18 protein-coding genes are annotated in these 17,902 nt (G+C 32.4%); 6 read left to right on the top strand and 12 right to left on the bottom strand.

Annotated elements, in window-relative coordinates; translation table 11 throughout:
- Both FLAK523_RS12930 and fsa read left to right on the top strand, forming a co-directional pair.
- A complete protein-coding gene (locus FLAK523_RS12930; RefSeq protein WP_248904129.1) occupies nt 1-201 on the top strand; it encodes a hypothetical protein in 201 nt (66 codons plus the stop codon).
- A gap of 174 nt (nt 202-375) precedes the next feature.
- Nucleotides 376-1,032, top strand: a complete 657-nt coding sequence (gene fsa / locus FLAK523_RS12925; protein WP_248904128.1) for a fructose-6-phosphate aldolase — start codon at nt 376-378, stop codon at nt 1,030-1,032.
- A 105-nt stretch (nt 1,033-1,137) separates the two neighbouring features.
- On the opposite strand, the gene fahA is transcribed toward fsa, so the two are convergent.
- A complete protein-coding gene (gene fahA / locus FLAK523_RS12920; RefSeq protein WP_248904126.1) occupies nt 1,138-2,421 on the bottom strand; it encodes a fumarylacetoacetase in 1,284 nt (427 codons plus the stop codon).
- A gap of 107 nt (nt 2,422-2,528) precedes the next feature.
- Here fahA and glyA point away from each other — a divergent pair, with 107 nt between their 5' ends.
- From glyA to FLAK523_RS12905, 3 genes are all read left to right on the top strand, one after another.
- Complete coding sequence (gene glyA, locus FLAK523_RS12915; protein WP_248904124.1) at nt 2,529-3,803, top strand: serine hydroxymethyltransferase; 1,275 nt, start codon at nt 2,529-2,531, stop codon at nt 3,801-3,803.
- A gap of 138 nt (nt 3,804-3,941) precedes the next feature.
- Nucleotides 3,942-4,535, top strand: a complete 594-nt coding sequence (locus tag FLAK523_RS12910; protein ID WP_248904122.1) for a tRNA-(ms[2]io[6]A)-hydroxylase — start codon at nt 3,942-3,944, stop codon at nt 4,533-4,535.
- Between the two features lie 170 nt (nt 4,536-4,705).
- Complete coding sequence (locus FLAK523_RS12905; protein ID WP_248904120.1) at nt 4,706-5,203, top strand: GNAT family N-acetyltransferase; 498 nt, start codon at nt 4,706-4,708, stop codon at nt 5,201-5,203.
- Between the two features lies 1 nt (nt 5,204).
- Here FLAK523_RS12905 and FLAK523_RS12900 read toward each other — a convergent pair whose 3' ends face one another.
- A complete protein-coding gene (locus FLAK523_RS12900; RefSeq protein ID WP_248904119.1) occupies nt 5,205-5,774 on the bottom strand; it encodes a pentapeptide repeat-containing protein in 570 nt (189 codons plus the stop codon).
- A gap of 245 nt (nt 5,775-6,019) precedes the next feature.
- Here FLAK523_RS12900 and FLAK523_RS12895 point away from each other — a divergent pair, with 245 nt between their 5' ends.
- Complete coding sequence (locus FLAK523_RS12895; protein ID WP_248904117.1) at nt 6,020-6,313, top strand: co-chaperone YbbN; 294 nt, start codon at nt 6,020-6,022, stop codon at nt 6,311-6,313.
- A 225-nt stretch (nt 6,314-6,538) separates the two neighbouring features.
- Here the strand turns inward: FLAK523_RS12895 and FLAK523_RS12890 are convergent, their stop codons facing one another.
- The 10 genes from FLAK523_RS12890 to FLAK523_RS12845 all read right to left on the bottom strand — a co-directional run bounded on the left by FLAK523_RS12890 (nt 6,539) and on the right by FLAK523_RS12845 (nt 17,899).
- Complete coding sequence (locus FLAK523_RS12890) at nt 6,539-6,832, bottom strand: hypothetical protein (RefSeq protein WP_248904115.1); 294 nt, start codon at nt 6,830-6,832, stop codon at nt 6,539-6,541.
- A gap of 154 nt (nt 6,833-6,986) precedes the next feature.
- On the bottom strand, nt 6,987-7,565 hold the full coding sequence (locus tag FLAK523_RS12885; RefSeq protein ID WP_248904113.1) for a hypothetical protein: 579 nt from the start codon (nt 7,563-7,565) through the stop codon (nt 6,987-6,989).
- A gap of 157 nt (nt 7,566-7,722) precedes the next feature.
- Nucleotides 7,723-8,316, bottom strand: a complete 594-nt coding sequence (locus tag FLAK523_RS12880; protein WP_248904111.1) for a CHAP domain-containing protein — start codon at nt 8,314-8,316, stop codon at nt 7,723-7,725.
- Nucleotides 8,317-8,913: 597 nt separating this feature from the next.
- A complete protein-coding gene (locus FLAK523_RS12875) occupies nt 8,914-9,147 on the bottom strand; it encodes a DUF6804 family protein (RefSeq protein ID WP_368670303.1) in 234 nt (77 codons plus the stop codon).
- A gap of 112 nt (nt 9,148-9,259) precedes the next feature.
- Nucleotides 9,260-10,258: a TerC/Alx family metal homeostasis membrane protein gene (locus tag FLAK523_RS12870; RefSeq protein WP_248904107.1), complete on the bottom strand. Its 999-nt coding sequence runs from the start codon at nt 10,256-10,258 to the stop codon at nt 9,260-9,262.
- Nucleotides 10,259-10,492: 234 nt separating this feature from the next.
- A complete protein-coding gene (locus tag FLAK523_RS12865; protein WP_248904097.1) occupies nt 10,493-11,293 on the bottom strand; it encodes an OmpA family protein in 801 nt (266 codons plus the stop codon).
- A 25-nt stretch (nt 11,294-11,318) separates the two neighbouring features.
- Nucleotides 11,319-11,996: a TerD family protein gene (locus tag FLAK523_RS12860; protein ID WP_248904095.1), complete on the bottom strand. Its 678-nt coding sequence runs from the start codon at nt 11,994-11,996 to the stop codon at nt 11,319-11,321.
- Between the two features lie 17 nt (nt 11,997-12,013).
- Nucleotides 12,014-12,580, bottom strand: a complete 567-nt coding sequence (locus FLAK523_RS12855; protein ID WP_248904093.1) for a TerD family protein — start codon at nt 12,578-12,580, stop codon at nt 12,014-12,016.
- Nucleotides 12,581-12,590: 10 nt separating this feature from the next.
- The gene (locus tag FLAK523_RS12850; protein ID WP_248904091.1) at nt 12,591-14,009 is read right to left on the bottom strand and encodes a hypothetical protein; all 1,419 of its coding nucleotides are present in this window, start codon (nt 14,007-14,009) and stop codon (nt 12,591-12,593) included.
- Nucleotides 14,010-14,014: 5 nt separating this feature from the next.
- Nucleotides 14,015-17,899, bottom strand: a complete 3,885-nt coding sequence (locus FLAK523_RS12845) for a hypothetical protein (RefSeq protein ID WP_248904089.1) — start codon at nt 17,897-17,899, stop codon at nt 14,015-14,017.
- Nucleotides 17,900-17,902 lie beyond the last annotated feature (3 nt).

Raw genomic sequence — 17,902 nt, 5'->3', positions numbered from 1 at the left:
ATGGAAAAAATAACAGAATTACTACCTCATTTGTTAATGGGGTTATGCATTATCGCTTTTTGGTTAATCATTCGAGGAATATTGAAGTCTATTAGTAATAAAGTAAATAATAACGATCTTTATAAGGAGGATATGCTCAATGTTCTCGAAGAAATTAGAAATGAATTGAAAGAATTGAATAAAAATAATTTAATTAAGTAAATTTAAGTTGTAATTTAACATCAGATTTTATTGATTTTGCGTGAGGGGTAGCAGTGAAAAGCCCACAGTCCCGCTTTTTAAGGGACGAGGACTTGTAGCGTATTGCCCGACCTGAGTTTTTCACGAAGGTCACGCTCAAAAAAATACAAACACAAAATTTAATTTAGATATACTATGAAATTTTTTATTGATACAGCTAATTTAGCTCAGATTAAAGAGGCGCAGGCGTTAGGAGTTTTGGACGGAGTGACTACAAATCCATCATTGATGGCTAAGGAAGGAATCACCGGAAAAAATAATATTATGAAGCATTATGTTGACATTTGCAATCTTGTTGACGGAGATGTAAGTGCCGAGGTGAATGCACTTGATTATGACGGAATGGTTAAAGAAGGGGAAGAATTAGCTGATTTACACGATCAAATTGTGGTGAAATTACCTATGACTAAAGAAGGAGTTATGGCGGCGAAATACTTTTCGGATAAAGGAATCAAGACTAATGTAACTTTAGTGTTTTCGGCAGGTCAGGCATTATTAGCGGCTAAGGCTGGAGCTACTTATGTTTCTCCATTTATTGGTCGTCTTGATGATGTTTCTACAGATGGTTTGGCTCTAATTGAGGAAATCAGATTGATTTATGATAATTACGGTTATGAGACTCAAATTCTTGCAGCTTCAGTACGTCACACGATGCATATTGTAAACTGTGCTAAAATAGGTGCTGATGTAATGACAGGACCACTTTCGGCAATTTATGGTTTGTTGAAACACCCATTGACTGATATCGGTTTGGCTCAGTTTGTAGCTGATTTCGAAAAAGGAAACAAATAAGAAGAGTATTCGGTGATCCGTTTTTCAGTGATCATTTTTTTGAAATAAAAAAAGTCCCGTTTCAATTGAAACGGGACTTTTTTGTATCTATAATTGTATGAAAAATTATTTCCTTACGAATGGTGGTAATAATTTTGAGGAAACTTCACCAAAACCAATACGCACTTCGTCATTTTTACAATGTCCTTTCATAATTACTGTATCTCCATCGTTGATGAATTTACGCTCCGTACCGTCACTTAATTTGATTGGATTTTTTCCTCCCCAAGTCAATTCTAACATCGAACCGTAACTGTTAGGAGTAGGACCTGAAATAGTTCCTGAACCCATCATATCACCTGAATTAACTCGACAACCGTTAGAGGTATGATGTGCTAGTTGCTGGCTCATTGTCCAATACATGTATTTAAAGTTCGAATTTGAAATTACTGTTGCTTCAGCATTTTCAGGTTGGATAGCCACTTCTAGATTAATATCGAATGAGTGGTCACCTGTTTGTTGTAAGTAAGGCAGAGGTGTTGGTACTTGCTCAGGTCCGCTAGTTTTAAAAGGCTGTAAGGCATCCATAGTAACAATCCATGGAGAAATTGAAGACGCAAAGTTTTTAGCTAAAAACGGTCCTAGTGGCACATATTCCCACTTTTGGATGTCTCTTGCGCTCCAGTCGTTTAATAAAACCATTCCAAAGATATATTGTTCTGTTTCACCTACAGGAATACTTTCTCCCATGATATTTACATCCGTGGTGATAAAAGCAGTTTCCAGTTCGAAATCAACTAATTTCGAAGGTCCGAAAACAGGTTGTGTTTCACCGTTTGGTAAAGTTTGACCCATAGGTCTGTGAATAGGAATACCTGAAGGAACAATTGATGAACTTCTTCCGTGATAACCTACTGGAATGTGTAACCAGTTAGGTAATAATGCATTGTCAGGGTCACGGAACATTGTACCTACATTTGTTGCGTGTTCTTTACTCGAATAAAAATCAGTGTAATCACCAATTAATACTGGCAACTGCATTTCTACATCCGCCATATTAAAGATAATAATATCACGATGTTTTGCATTATCTCTTAATTCTGGATTTTTAGCATCAAATAAATCTGCAATACGGTTTCTCACTAATCTCCATGTTTTTTGACCATCAGAGATAAAATCATTCAATGTATCTTGCATGAACATATCGTCAGTCAATTCGATACCTTTAAAGTAGTTTAATTGCTGTAAAGCCCCAAGATCTATTGCTGAATCACCAATTCGTGTTCCTACTGTTACAACGTCTTCTTTAGTTAAAAAAACACCGAAAGGAATATTCTGAATTGGGAAATCACTATTTTCTGGTACTTGTAACCAGGATTTTCTATTTGTATCGTTGGCTGTTATTGACATATGATGTTAATTTTTTTGTTGAAAATTATACTTCAAATATATCATAATCTAACTGTTTGGCAAACGTTTTTTTGTATTTTTGCTTCAAATTAACTAAAATCAAAGAAATGCAACGCGACGAACAAATTTTTGACCTTATTCTAGAAGAACAAGAAAGACAAATACACGGATTGGAACTTATTGCCTCAGAGAACTTTGTAAGTGATGATGTATTAGAAGCTGCCGGTTCAGTATTAACTAATAAATATGCTGAAGGATATCCTGGAAAAAGATATTACGGAGGTTGTGAAGTAGTGGATATTGTAGAACAAATTGCTATAGATAGAGCAAAGGAGTTGTTTGGAGCTGCTTATGCTAACGTGCAACCACATTCAGGTTCACAAGCTAATACTGCGGTTTTATCAGCTTGTTTACAGCCAGGTGATAAAATTTTAGGTTTTGATCTTTCTCATGGTGGTCACTTGACTCACGGTTCACCAGTAAACTTTTCAGGAAAATTATACAATCCAGTTTTTTATGGTGTTGACCAAGAAACAGGAATGTTAAACTATGATAAAATTCAAGAAATTGCTACTAAAGAGCAACCAAAATTAATTATTGCAGGAGCTTCGGCTTATTCTCGTGATATGGATTTTGCTCGTTTTAGAGTAATTGCTGACAGCGTAGGAGCAATCCTAATGGCTGATATTGCACATCCTGCAGGTTTAATTGCTAAAGGATTAATGAATGACCCAATGCCTCATTGTCACGTTGTAACAACAACAACTCACAAGACTTTAAGAGGACCAAGAGGTGGAATGATCATGATGGGTAAAGATTTTGAAAACCCATGGGGATTGAAAACGCCAAAAGGGGATATTAGAATGATGTCTCATGTTTTAGACATGTCCGTTTTCCCTGGAAATCAAGGAGGACCTTTAATGCATATCATCGCAGCAAAAGCAGTAGCTTTTGGTGAAGCATTGAAAGACGAATTCTTTACTTATGCCTTACAATTACAAAAAAATGCTAATGCTATGGCAGAAGCTTTTGTAAAAAGAGGATATAACATCATCTCTGGAGGAACAGACAATCATATGATGTTGATTGACTTAAGAAACAAAAATATTTCTGGTAAAGAAGCTGAAAATGCTTTGGTTAAAGCGGAGATTACTGTAAATAAAAACATGGTTCCTTTTGATGATAAATCACCATTTGTAACTTCTGGAATCCGTATTGGAACACCAGCGATTACAACACGTGGATTAGTTGAAGAAGACATGGAAACTATCGTTGCTTTAATTGACAGGGTTTTAATGAACCATACTGACGAAGATATCATCGAAGAAGTAGCTAATGAAGTGAACGAAATGATGAGCGAAAGAGCAATCTTTGTTTTTTAAATAAAATAAATTTAGGTCTTAAAGTTTTTAAAGTCGAAAGTCGAAAGTCTTGGAATAGAATTTAAAATTCTGTCTTAGTTTTGACTTTCGACTTTTAGCTTTGTGACTTTTGACTTTCTAACTTTTAGACTAAAAATAATGTCTGTACTAAGATTAAAATTACCAACCGACCCAAGATGGGTGAATATAGTTGAGAAAAACATTGAGGAAATCTTGACGGATCACGCTTGGTGCGAACAAAAAGCGGCTACTAACGCCATTACAATCATTACCCATAATTCAGAACATCAAGATCTTGTTAAGGATTTGTTGGCATTGGCCAAAGAAGAAATCGAACACTTTGATATGGTGCACAACATTATTATCAAACGAGGATTAAAGCTGGGTCGCGAACGCAAAGACGATTATGTAAACGAATTGTATTTGTATATGAAGAAAAACGGTAACGGAGGCAGAGTGTCTAGTTTGGTTGAGCGATTGCTGTTTTCGGCAATGATTGAAGCCAGAAGTTGTGAGCGTTTTAAAGTGCTTTCAGAAAACATACAAGATGAGGAATTATCTGTTTTTTATAGGGACTTAATGGAAAGTGAAGCAGGACACTATACGACATTCATTACCTATGCTAGAAAATACGGAACTGGAATCGACGTGGAAAAACGTTGGAGAGAATGGATTGATTTTGAAGCTTCCATTATTGCCAATTACGGTAAAAGCGAAACGATACACGGGTAGGTTGTAGTGGTCAGTGTTCAGTATTCAGTTTTATTGGGATCAGTTATATACGAATTCCAATCTTTGAACGAATAGAGTAGTAACAATAATTTCAAAATCTAACTTCTTTATTCTTTACTCTATTTTCTATTCTCTTTACTCTATTTTCTATTTTTAATCTCCAATCAAAAATGATAACAATTACCCAAGCAACAGCAAACGATTACAAAACCATTCAGGAAATTGCCTATAAAACATGGCCAGAAACGTATGGCGCTATCCTGTCTAAGGTTCAATTAGACTTCATGTTGAATGCCTTTTATTCTGAAGACGCTTTAAGAGATAATGTAGAAACTAAAGGACATCATTTTTTGTTGGCCAAGGAAAACGATGTTGTTTTGGGTTTTGCAGCTTATGAGCACAATTATCAGGATAATAACAGAACCCGAATCCACAAAATATACATCTTGCCACAAACTCAAGGCAAGGGAGTTGGAAAAACGCTTATTGAATACATAGAAAAAATTGCTGTAGAAAACCATTCTGCGGCACTTTCTTTAAACGTTAACCGATTCAATAAAGCACTTACTTTCTACCAAAAAATAGGATTCGAAATCATATCTGAAGAAAACATATCGATTGGTCACGGTTATTTAATGGAAGATTATGTGATGGAAAAACCATTGTAGTTTATTCCACAATAATATCGTGTTTAGACAGTAATCCTTTTATTCCGCTAATAGAAAACTGTGCTTTTTTGAGTTTTGTTTTTTGTGGATCTATGGTATAGTTGTAACTGGTTCTAAAATCGGCTTTATTGGCAATCGCTTTTTCAAATTCAGCGCGGTATAAATCACAATTATCAAAAATAGCCTCGGTCAAGTCGGTACTCATAAAATCAACAGCCACTAGACTGCAATCCATAAAGGTGGTTCCTTTTAACTTTAAGGTGTAAAACTTGGAGAAATCTAAATTACACTCTTTAAAATGAATCTCAAAAATCAATTTGTCGCACATGGAAAAATTGACGTCTTTCATCTTGCAACCATTGAAATATACGGTTCTAAGGGCAACGTGGTTTATCTTAGAAGTATCGAAATTACAATTATTAAAGGTACAATCGATAAAAGTGACCGCTATAAAATTACATTGTGAGAAATCACAATTATTAAAAACACAAGCCTCAAACTCCTTATGATTAATTTCTTGTTCACCATAGGTGACATTGTTATATTGTAAGTCAAGATTGTATTCTGACATTGTGATAGCTGATGTTATTGTAGAAAAGCAAGGTTTTGTATTTCGGCTAAATTATTGTTTAATTTGATTACAGTTGCTATCTTTTGATTGTAGTTTTTATTTAATTTTTTCGAATGCCAAATGAAACCAAAATTTGTTGTTTATCATTAGTTCTATAATTATAAATAAAAGGAATATTTTAGAGTGAAAAAAATTATTGATTGTTTGCTTAGCTTGGATAAAAAGTTAACTTTATTTAAAAAAAAATGACCAAGGGAGAAATTGATACTTATTCGTCCATTTTATTGCTAATTAGTACGGAACGTTGTTCGGTTTGTGTTGCATTAGATCAACGCATTAAGCCGTGGATTCAAGATTTCCATCCCGACTTAACCTACCTTAAAATTAAACTGGAAGACTTTCCTATGCTTAGGGGAGAATTGATGGTTTTTTCGGCTCCTGTACTGTTGCTTTTTCAAAATGGCAAAGAAGTAGTTAGGAAAGCAGGAGTTTTTTCTTTAGAGCACGCTTTTGAGGAGATTAGTCGAGCAATGAATTAATGTAGGTTTCAAGAGAATATGGGATTGCTTATTTTGATGAATTGGAGAGAGCTTCAAAAATAAAATAAAAAACCTCCAAATAGTGTTTAACTATTTGGAGGCAGTATAGGATGGTTTAAGTGTTTTTAATTTGAAATTTGGTTGCTTAACACACGCAATAATCGAATTATTTTTTCGTCCTGAACATTATCGAAATACTTAGTACTTGATTAAACACTGAATTTTTCAACTCTTTTTAGGTTTAGTAAACAAAGTCATAAGTCCAAGAATAACATTTCCTACCACAAAAATAAAAACAAAAAACAAAACACTAATAATGAGACCTATTCCGAGTGTAGGATCTACTTCACCATCAGAAATATAGCTTCCGTTTACAAAACCATATAAAACCATTAAAACAATAAAGATTACCCATAATAAAAATAAGATATTAAAGCCAATCCATAAATATTTACACATTTTACCGAACGTAGTCCTCTCTTTTTTAAAATAGGAATTTTGTATTTTTTCTTTAGTCATAATTTTATATATATGATACTGAATATTTTAAATAAATATGTTAATAAACAGAATAAAATAAATTCTGAAACGATTAATGATTTGTATAAACAAGATTTATTATTAACTTAGTATTTCACTTTTTTTTTAAAAATAGTTTAATTATTTATTGAGATTATTCAATTAAATTGCTTGAATTATCTGCTTTTTCTTTCTCTTCCTTTCGTTGTAACAATTCTGAAAAAACAAATACAGGATCTTCTCCTGTCTCCATTAATCTATTAAATGACCAAACGCAATCTTTGGTAAAATTATAATGGTCAAAGTGGTCATTTTCAATTTCTAGTGGGTAGAGCATATAGGTGACCAAATCTCTAGAAAAAGTATATTCAACATAGTTGTGTTTTACACTTACTTTAACCACTCCAAAATTTAATAAACTATTGATATGGGATGCTAAAATCATTATATCACTGGTTTTGTCTTCTTCAAAACTTTCCAAAATTATTGAGCTGTATTCTAAATCATTGTAAGTAACGATATAGTCAAATTTTATTAAAATAGAGCCGTCAACGTTGAATTTGTTTTCAATCCGTTTTTCGGTTTCAAATTGCCCAAAACGCCAACCTTTATCTAAGTTGTATTCAATAAGGTCTTTCCAAACAAATTCAGATCGTTTTTTTACATTTAAAATTCTATAAAAACGTATCAAAATATATTTGATTTTGTAAAACATAGGAGCTATCCATTTCATAGTGTTGTCTTTTAAAAAGTTATATAGTAACCGGGAAGGAATTGTTTTTCATTCCATAGGACACAGATAGGCTTTGTGTAATAAACCTTCATATGATTCGATATAGTTGCATAAAATTTCCCGACTCATTATTGAAAGAATTAGTGTTTAATTGTTTTTATTCTTTACGCAGCCAACCTAAAACACGATGATTATCTATCGACCATTTTGATGTTTTCCTTATAAGGGAGTAGGTTAGTCTTGAATTTGATGATAATCCTGCATTTTGTTGTATAATTTCAATTTCATCTTCTTTTACTTTTGAAATAATTGCTACGTGACCATATTTATTAAAAACAGTTCCTGAAAAGATTAATAGATCATTTACTTTGGGTTTTGATTTACTTGAATTACTATATTGATTTAACGCTCTCTTTTTATTGAAAGCACCATCTTTAATGTTTTTATCAAAAAAATCTTTAGCATTTCCATAACTTTCGGGCATTTTATGATTTAGATTTTCGTAATAATAGCGTTTAACAAATTCTACACATTGGTATTTTAATCCCAAATTATAATGGTCTTTTGTCCAATTTCTTCCTAATATATTACTGTATGGTCCATTGTAATATACTTTTACTCCATTTAAATTATCTATAACGTTCCCTATTTTACTACTAGTATGCTTTTTTTCTTTTTTAAGGAAAACTGTCAAAACAGAAAGTACAATACAAATTCCGATTACCAGAAATATTTCTTTTAATCCTTTCATAAGTTTTTAAAATTAAGAGTAAATTAATTAATATAATTTGTGAAAAAACTTTATTATCAAAATTTCACAAAGACCTATTCTGAATTCTTTAAGAACCATTTAATACTTTTTATTTCCTGTTTTTTTTAATCAAGTATTTTGTAGAAATTATAAAGAACCAAATAATAGAAAATAAAATTAATCCCTTTAAATTGGAATAAACATCCTCTTTGTCAAAGTTAGCGTGTATTCTTTTTCTAAAAAATTTATTAGAATACTCCTGACCAAATTCAATTGCGACCCCAAATAACAAAAGTGAAAAAAATATAATAAGATGTCTCTTTACAAATAAAATATTTAAAAATAAAGCTGCACTAAAATAAAAAAGCAAGTGTAATTCTTTATCATAATGTCTAAATACAAATGGAAGTTTAATTATGAAACCTACTATTGCAATTGAGAAACAAATGAATATAAGTATTAATTTTTGATATACTGTAAGTTTTAATTCCATGTATAATTATTAGTTTTATCGTTTATCCTCGGTTGTATCTATATAGAAATAAAATAACTAAGGCTGTTTGAATAAATGTTTTTTTAATTGAGAGAATTCTAAATTTATTTAATTTTACTAGTTCGTGTTGAAACCAACAATGAAATTCCAACCACGAAATCTACTATGTTCCATATTGTTCTACCCAAAGCTATTTTTATAAAGGGTTGAAATAAAATTGCTAGTGCGAAATAGATAAACATCTCATTTTTTCTATTTTTTTCCTTGGCTGAATACCCCAAATAGCAAAATCCAACCATTGCTGTAAAACGCACGAATTGGTAGAAGCCGTAAGGCATATCTAAAAGACAGAGTAGGAGGAGAATGGATAAGATGATTTTGATTCGTTTTTCCATAGTAATTGAATTAAAAAGGCCTCTAATTTAGAGGCCTTTATTAGATTTTTACTGTTTAAGCTTCAACCGGTTCTGGAAAAATAATTGATGCCAATACCGATATCAATAAAACACTTCCAATAACTATCAAAGAGTAAACGGAGTCAATATGATAAAAAGGAGATATAACCATTTTAATACCTATAAACGAGAGTATTAATGCTAATCCATATTGTAATTTGCCAAATAAATGAATAAAATTATCTAATAAGAAAAATAAGGCTCTTAAGCCCAAGATGGCAAAAATATTAGATGTATATAGTATAAATGGATCGTTAGAAATGGCAAAAATAGCAGGAATTGAATCTACTGCAAAAAGTAAATCAGTGAACTCAATTACAGCTAAGACTATTAATAATGGCGTAGCCATTTTTTTTCCGTTTTCAATGGTAAAGAATTTATCGCCAACATACTTATCGCTTACATTAAAAAATCTTCGTATTAATTTGGCACCTCTAGTGTCATTATAATCTTCATCATTATCATCATCACCAGCCGTCCAAGATTTAATTCCTGCATATACTAAAAACAAACCAAAAACAGTCATAATAATGTTGACATCATATGCAAATCCTTGAATACCAACTAAACTTAAAAGTTTATTTAAATAAGTAAGTTCAATTAAAAAAGCTCCAGAAAAGATAAAAATAGCCCTTAGAAATAATGCTCCAATAATTCCCCAAAATAAAACTTTGTGTTTATTTTGATTAGCAACATCAAAAAACTTAAATACTAATATAAAAACAAAAAGATTGTCAACGGATAGTGCTTTTTCAATCCAGTAAGCAGATTGAAATTCATAAAATTTTGTTGGACCTGCTAAGTAGTATACTAAACCGCTAAATAGCATAGATAAACTTATCCAAATTACAGACCAGCTTATTGCCTCTTTATTACCTATGACATGACTTTTTTTATTAAAAACACCTAAATCTAATAAAAGCATCACTATGATTACTACCGCAAAAGTGCCGATTATAAATGGATGTTCTGTGAAAATTGAATTTTGATTCATTTGGTTAATGATTAAATTTTATTGAATATATTTTTTAATGATGATAAAAGCAAAATAATTAGAAACGCTATTAAAACTGGAGTAAAAACACTCATCCAACCAACACTTCCAAAACTGAGCTTTACTACAAAAAGTATTATACTAAATAAAATTCCGAGGTTTATAATGATTGTTTTGAAGGCTGTTTTTTTGCTCTTTTTCTTGTACACAATTAGGGTTTATTAAAATTAACAGTTAATGAATTGATATCTCAACTCTTCTATTTTTTTCACGACCCGCTTCGGTGTCATTTGAGGCAATCGGATTATCAATTCCGTAACCATTAGCAGTAATTCTATTTTTTGAAATACCTTGTGATATTAAATGTCTTTTAAAAGTATTTGCTCTTGATTGCGATATTTGCTGGTTAGCGGCTAATATACCCTCACTACTCGCATAGCCATTTACAGCAATCGTAGCATTTGGGTTTTTCTCCAAAAATGTAACAATATCTTTAACTAATGAGTTATCAATACTACTAAATGAAGTTGATGCCTTGCCAAATGAAGCAGATACTTTATTATTCAAGTTTGTCTCAGAAACATTAGAAGTTGTATTTGCTCGTTTTACAGTAGATTCATTATTAGAGGAGCTAGATGTACTATTTGCTACAGTTTTGTTTTGACTTTCACTTACTTCTAATGAATTACTATTTTCAGATATTGATTCTGGAACTATATCGTTTGTATTTACTTCTGAAGCCTCGCTCTGGCCATTTGATGATTTTGAACTATCATTTGATTCAACTACCGAAGTTGAGGATGCATCCTTTATGATATCATCGCTAGTATTTGAGAAAGAATACCAAGCACCGCCACCGAGTAATAACACCCCTAATATAGCAAACGGCCAAGTTTTTGAGTTTTTATATTCTTTTTCATTCTTAAGTATTGGATCATCGTTTTTTGACAAATCAAATTTTGATGCTGAATTTGACTTTTGTGATGAATCTATTTTAGAAATAGATTCATCACTTTTATTTAAATTAAATGCCATAATTATCTGTTTTTTTATATTAAAATTAAGTGTACATATCTACTAATGTTTGCAAGCTACCAGTATGAGCTCTTCCCATCGCTTCAAATTCCCATGTATTATCTACTCGATATAGTCGTCCAAACTCTACGGCATCTTCGTCAGTAAACTTATCGTTCATTTCATATCTCAACATTTCTTCACCACCACTTTCATTTACAATTCGAATATAGCAATTGCTTACTTGGCCAAAATTTTGGTTTAGTGTTCTACGGTCTTTTTTATTGTCATGTGGAAATTTGCAAATGGTTGCGCATAAGATAATTTGCTCAACTTTGCTACTTACTTTAGTAAGGTCAATAAACATATCTTCATCATCATCACCATCACTTCTTGATCCATCAGGATCATCTATAGCGCCCATTATTGAAGAATCTTGGGTGATTGGTCGATAAAGACCTTTTTCGTCTTTGTCTTCTATTTTATTTCCCATTCGAACCTGTCCATAAAAAACAAAATAACTGTCTGATGGTATTTTGAATTGACTATCGATGGCAAAAGCCGAAACATCGAGGTCAAAATCTGGTCCGTTAGGTTCCTCATTTGGATCCCAACCCATTCCTATTTTGACAACTGTTAGGCCGGGTGCAGCTTTTGATAAAGAGAACCTTTCACCCTTATTTAAATTAAAACTTGAGCGATTTGCGTTTAATGTTTCTGACATAATTTCTTTGTGTTTAATTATTGATATAGTTCTATAAGTGTTCCTAACCCTCCTGAAAAGGCTTGCCCTAGTGCTTCAACATTCCATGAACCACCATTTCTAGAAATGGATGCAATTATAAGTGAGTCTTGACCGCTAAAATTTTCTTTTAATTCATATTGACATAAAATAGAATTATCAATACCATTTCTGATATTAATATAGGAATTTTCAACATTACCAAAATGATGCCCTCTTTCCTCAGATTCATTTATTGTAACAGCAAAATACAAGAACTCGATTCTACTGTCTAAACGAGATAGATCTATATTTACAGATTCATCATCGCCGTCACCTTCGCCATCTCTATTGTCTCCAAGGTGTTTAACAGCACTATCAGGGCTATTTAGATTATTGTAAAAAATAAAAAACTCGTCTTGAGGAATTTTCCCATTAGACCCTAACATAAATACAGAAACATCACAGTCAACTTTATGACCATTAATTGTAGCTTCATCCCAGCCAAGACCCGCTACAATTTTTTGAAGTCCTGGTTTTTCTTTTACCAATGAAATTGGTTTCTTTTTTTCTAGTGTAATTGCCATAATTATTTATTTAATTTTTATTTTTTGGTGGTAATGGAGGAATTTGTACTGGATTTTTATTCACTGTGTTTTTCTTCGTCACCTCAGGTAATTTGGGTTTTGTTACGGTTGCAATAATGTTTTCTTTTTTTGGAGGTAATTTTGGAGGTGTTTTAATGTTATATTTTTCATATTCAATTTTATGAGGCAAAGGATTATTCGGTATTTTTACTTTTTCTCCTTGATTTCCAACCTCACCGGTACTTTTGTTTTTATTAACTATGAAAATCGGTAACTGGGGCCTCCTTTCTCCATTGCTATCGGTTTTGGCGGTTATCACAAAGTGTGGTGTTACAGAAACTTTTCGCTTTGCCAAATAACCAGATTTTTCAATTTTAAAAAACACTAATTTCATAGTATCAATGCCACAAACCGTTTCAACTCCTTTTACAATTGGGTATTTTTTCAATAGTTTATTTGAAAAATAGGAGCTATTTATTTCTTCACTTCCTAATAATATAGTAGCGTTTTCAACTTCCATACTGTTGGACTTAAATATATCCTCAATGGCGGTATAAATAATACCATCATTAGTATAATATAATAGTCGATCGTTTAAATTTCTCTCGTTTATCCTAAACCAGTAAGCTTTTCCATCTGTAAGTATTGCATCTCCTTTAATAATCGGAGTTATACTTTCTAATAAATTAGCAGAATAAGGTAAAAGTGCCGCCGTCTCAATCTCTTTATTAATAGACAAATAGGAGTTTTGAGTTATAATATATTCGATAATCATATCTGCCAAAATCTTTACTCTAGGATCAGCTCCTTGACCTTCTAGTTTTGAAAATGCTGTTGGAGATTCGGAAATGTCTTTGTATAATTCAAGGTATAACGTATTATCAATTCCATTAAGCAACAAAACAGGGTTGTTCGCTCTAATTATACCCTTATCGCATAACACTTCAAATAGAGATTCATTATAATTAATCCGTTCAACATTATCATAACCTGCCTCTGAAAATAGGTTTTCAATTAACAATTTCTCTTTATCTTCTATATCTGTTTCAAAAAGAAATCGAAGAGGAAAATTTGGTCTATATGATTCAATTGAATCACTTTTGTATAAAACAGTATTAATAAAGTGAGATAAATATTGTTCTATACCGAAATAAAGTAATTGTTTAGCTAACTTTTGATGTCCATAAATAGTGAAATGTTTACTAGGGTTTTTAACAATTTCAAAGTAATTACCAAAAGCGTTAGGATCGTTTGAATAAAAAAGGTCTCTGGCAGGATTCCCGAAAATAAAATCATTTCCATTTACATAAAAATATAGTGGCACTTCATTTGAGCGGTTAATTACCAATGGTTCGTAAGCACTTCCTTCTGATTGATACCAGAATGAGACCATACGTTTTGATATTTTTACTAATACACAATAATTCATACTAGTTACTGCTTTTGAATACCTTTTAATAAATGTTTTTCAAAAAATTTCATACCTTCTAAAATGATAATTGGAGCCACATAATCAAATTTTTTCTGATCATTTTTATTTTTTTGCGCTTCAATATACTCGGGGTCTCCCTTAATATAGTTTTCGATATTCATATCCTCAAAACCTGCCTTGAAATCTAATGGTGACATTTTTAACTCAAACATCGAAGAAGAAACTTTATAGAATAAATCTGCAAAATCCATGAACCTAGGACAATGGTTTTTTCCCTGCGGAGGCAAACAAATAAATGAATCACCTAAAAACTCCATCATTTCAGGTGTTACAGAGTTGGATGATTCTACGTATTTAAATTCTCCACTAGGCGTAACCACGCAAAAGTTATCTTCTCCTAAAACCTCAATAGCATTTTTGTTTCTAGGGACAAGTAATTTTGTTTGGTTGGTAGGAATTGCTAGACCTTTTGATACTTCATATTTTACGTCCGCATTATTCTCCGCTTTGAGGCTATTAATATCAATTATTTTTAAAGGTGTAATAGATATTGGAGTTATAGTTTTCATTGCAATTTTTTGGCCGCCTATACCACGAACAAACATCTGTGTGTAGTAATCATTGGCTGCTGTTGGATTAACTGCACTAAACCAATCAAATATTCTTGCGCCTTTTCCTGCGAACGCTATTTTTATTTTTGGTGCCAAAGCCTTAACTGCAGCTGGTGCATCTTCTGATCTAACAATTTCAGTTCTTAGCTTGTGTGTTAATTGCCCAGCATAGTACATAATCAGTCCAGTAACATATAAATTAACGCTCATCATTTCTTTACACTCAGCAGCAATTAAACGGTAAAAATCATCAAAATCAGTAGCATCTAACCTATCAACAACTTGTTCGAAAAAATAGGGTGCCGTATTTTCATTAAATTTATTGTTCGGTGTATTTAATCCTTCGATTTTTATCTTCTTTCTTTCACACATCTTTAATAAAACCGATTTGAAATTTGGTGAAAATCTAGTTGCTTCAGAAACACGTTGCGCAGCAAAACGAATGGAATTTTGTTTTATCATTGCCTTGCCGCCATCCATTTGACATAATGCAGTAATATCAGTAGTACTTCCACCAATGTCAAAACAGAGAACTAATTCCCCAGGACCTAAAGAATATCCACCATTAGGTCTCACCAAGTAATTTGCGACAGCACAAGCCTCTGTTAGCGATTCTTCATCGGCTAATTCCTTAAAATCAAAGCGTATGGGGGCAGTCTCGATTATAATTTCAGGTAATTGTTTCCTGCTTTTACCAATAACTTCATCACCCCAACCAGAATTAGCAGATTCAGAATCAGGATTTCCCCAGCCACTTTCACTATCCGTTGTGTCCCAACCAGATTTATTCGTAGGGTATTCTGCTTGAGAATTTTCTGTAGTATCCCAAGAGCTTCCTGATGTATCCCCAAGATCTGCTAAATCTGAAGGAGGAAATATTTTTAAAACTTTCCCATTGCTTACAATTGGATTAACTTCCTTAAGAGAATCCCAAATTCCCTGGTACTCAGTTAATAATCCCTTTCCCATCGAGGAGGGATAAGACCATTTAAGTGTTTGAGGTTGATGACCTTCAATAAATAACTGAGCATATACGTGCAATAACAAAGAACTTAAATAGGCAGTTTTGTAACTCTTGTCAATGCTCTGGGTAGACCATTTCATATTGTAAACTATTTCCGCTTTTCCAACTCTGTTATAACTTAAAATGTATCTGTTATTAACCGCATTTTCAATAGGTAAGTTTTTTTCAAAACAAGGGAAACCTCCTTTTATAGCTTGGGAAGCCAATGAGTCGTTTGAAATATTATTGTCATTCACCATTCTTCTAGGATCGTGAACAGTTAAAACGGACTTAATTGAATTTGTAATTATTTCGTCATTTTGAAAAAAGAATATTTCATCTTCTACAGCTGGTCTTTCATCATTATTTTTTTCATCATTCGACAATAAGGAAATTCTTCTGTTTTTTAAGGTTAAGCTATCGCAAACTTTTTTATCTCTATCTGAGTAGTAAGCGATTGAAGAATTTGTACTTCCAAAGTCGACACCCAAATAAGCAGCAGCTAAGTCCATTTTTGGATTTTGCAGCATATTTAACGGCAGTGCGTTGTTATTACCAGTACTGTCATACCGAATTATTCCAAAGCCACAGTCAATCCCTGCATGAGCAAACTTTATCCCTTTAAATGGCTGCTTACTTTCATATATCTCATATTTATATGCATTGTCAGCAACTGCATTATTGGAAGCTATATGCAATTGGACATCACCGTATTTCTCTGGAATAACAGAAGCTTTGCCTTTATTGGCTAAATATATTGGCGTCCCTTTATCGTCCAATACAATTCTAAAGAAATCATCATTAACGTCACCAATAAAAGGAGTCGTTTGAAATTTCGCGTCATTGTGCGGAATTTCAGAATATAGAAAATATCTATTCCATTGTTTTGAGATAAAATTCGGCCACATTAAAATATCTTGGCCAATAATGGAATCGCGTGTTACATCATATACTACTTGTTTTGTTATTTCGTTTCCAGCTCGGGTAAACAATTTTAACATAACGATAAGTTTCTCGCCGTCTTTATCATTGGGATTATAAATGGCCGAAATTCGTGATTTTACATTTGAAGTTTCATCTAAGCCAACGAAAGCAGTCAAGTTTGCACCAAATACATTTAAAGCTAAAGGAGTTAATGGCAATGAAAAATAGGCGTAATTATTGGGGTGTCCCTTTGTTTCTGCTGCTAGTAAAAGAATTGGTTTGGTTTTTAAGAAATTTTTTGTTTCTACTCCGTCTTTTCCAAAATCAATTTGGGCAATTTCAGTTGAATCTGGCAATAATAGATCTTTAGGATCAAATGCGATACTTCCTTCTGAGCTTGCATCCGATATGATTCCTTCTGCGCCATATAATTCAGTAGAATAATTAAATAATGTGCTGAAAGGATAATTGAAAAGGGAACCTACTTCTGGAGGTGTTTGATTATCAAGCTTAGGATAACCCTTTGCTTGCTGGTAATTGACCATGTCCATTAACCAATTTTGTAGGCAGCCAGTAATGTTGCTATAATCGGGTTTAAGAAAATCTTCTAATTTATCGTAGTTTTTCCTGAACTTTTCAATGTTATTAAGCATATGCTTTGCATAGCCATATATTTTAAACAGTTCATCCGGTTTTAATTCTGATTGTAAAGGATCAATGAATTTTGAGTTATTGACATTGACGAACGGTAATCTTTCTTTAATTTTATATGAATTTGAGGTAAAAAGAAAACTATCAGGCGACGTAGCACCGATAACATGTCCGTTAAAAGAAATTACATCAATAAAAGGTATTTTTTCAGCGTTATTTGATAATGATTGGTCACACCACAATGGTTTTCTTTCAAAAAGAACATTTCCAAATGCACCAATTGGCTCGTAGATATTAGCAGTGTCTATAAGTTTTTTACCATCTGTGTATGCAAGATGGACCCTGTCAATCTGGAGGTCTTTATAGTTTAATGCTATACAACTTATAAGGCCTTTCCATTCGCTTATTAAAGATTTATAAAACAACATTAATCCTGCAACTTCGGCATCCTTATCAGAAATGTTGTCCAAAGCATTTCGGAATAAATTAGCCCTTGCAAAAACAGTAGGCATTCCTGAAACAATAGAACCAATATCTACTGACGTATTTCCCTCTCTATCAATTGCAATTTCAGGAATAGTAATGTTTTTAGTAAAAACTTCTATTTGAGGTATTTTGTCCCATACAAATTCAATTCCCTGAGGTTCTGTTTTGCTATTGACTTTTATTGCAAGTGCTTTTATCTTATTATCAGCCATAAT

Origin of the sequence: Flavobacterium sp. K5-23, from assembly GCF_023278045.1 — a bacterium.
Classification (GTDB): domain Bacteria; phylum Bacteroidota; class Bacteroidia; order Flavobacteriales; family Flavobacteriaceae; genus Flavobacterium.
Note: the sequence above shows the minus strand (reverse complement) of the source record. Positions and strands in the feature narration are given on the sequence as shown.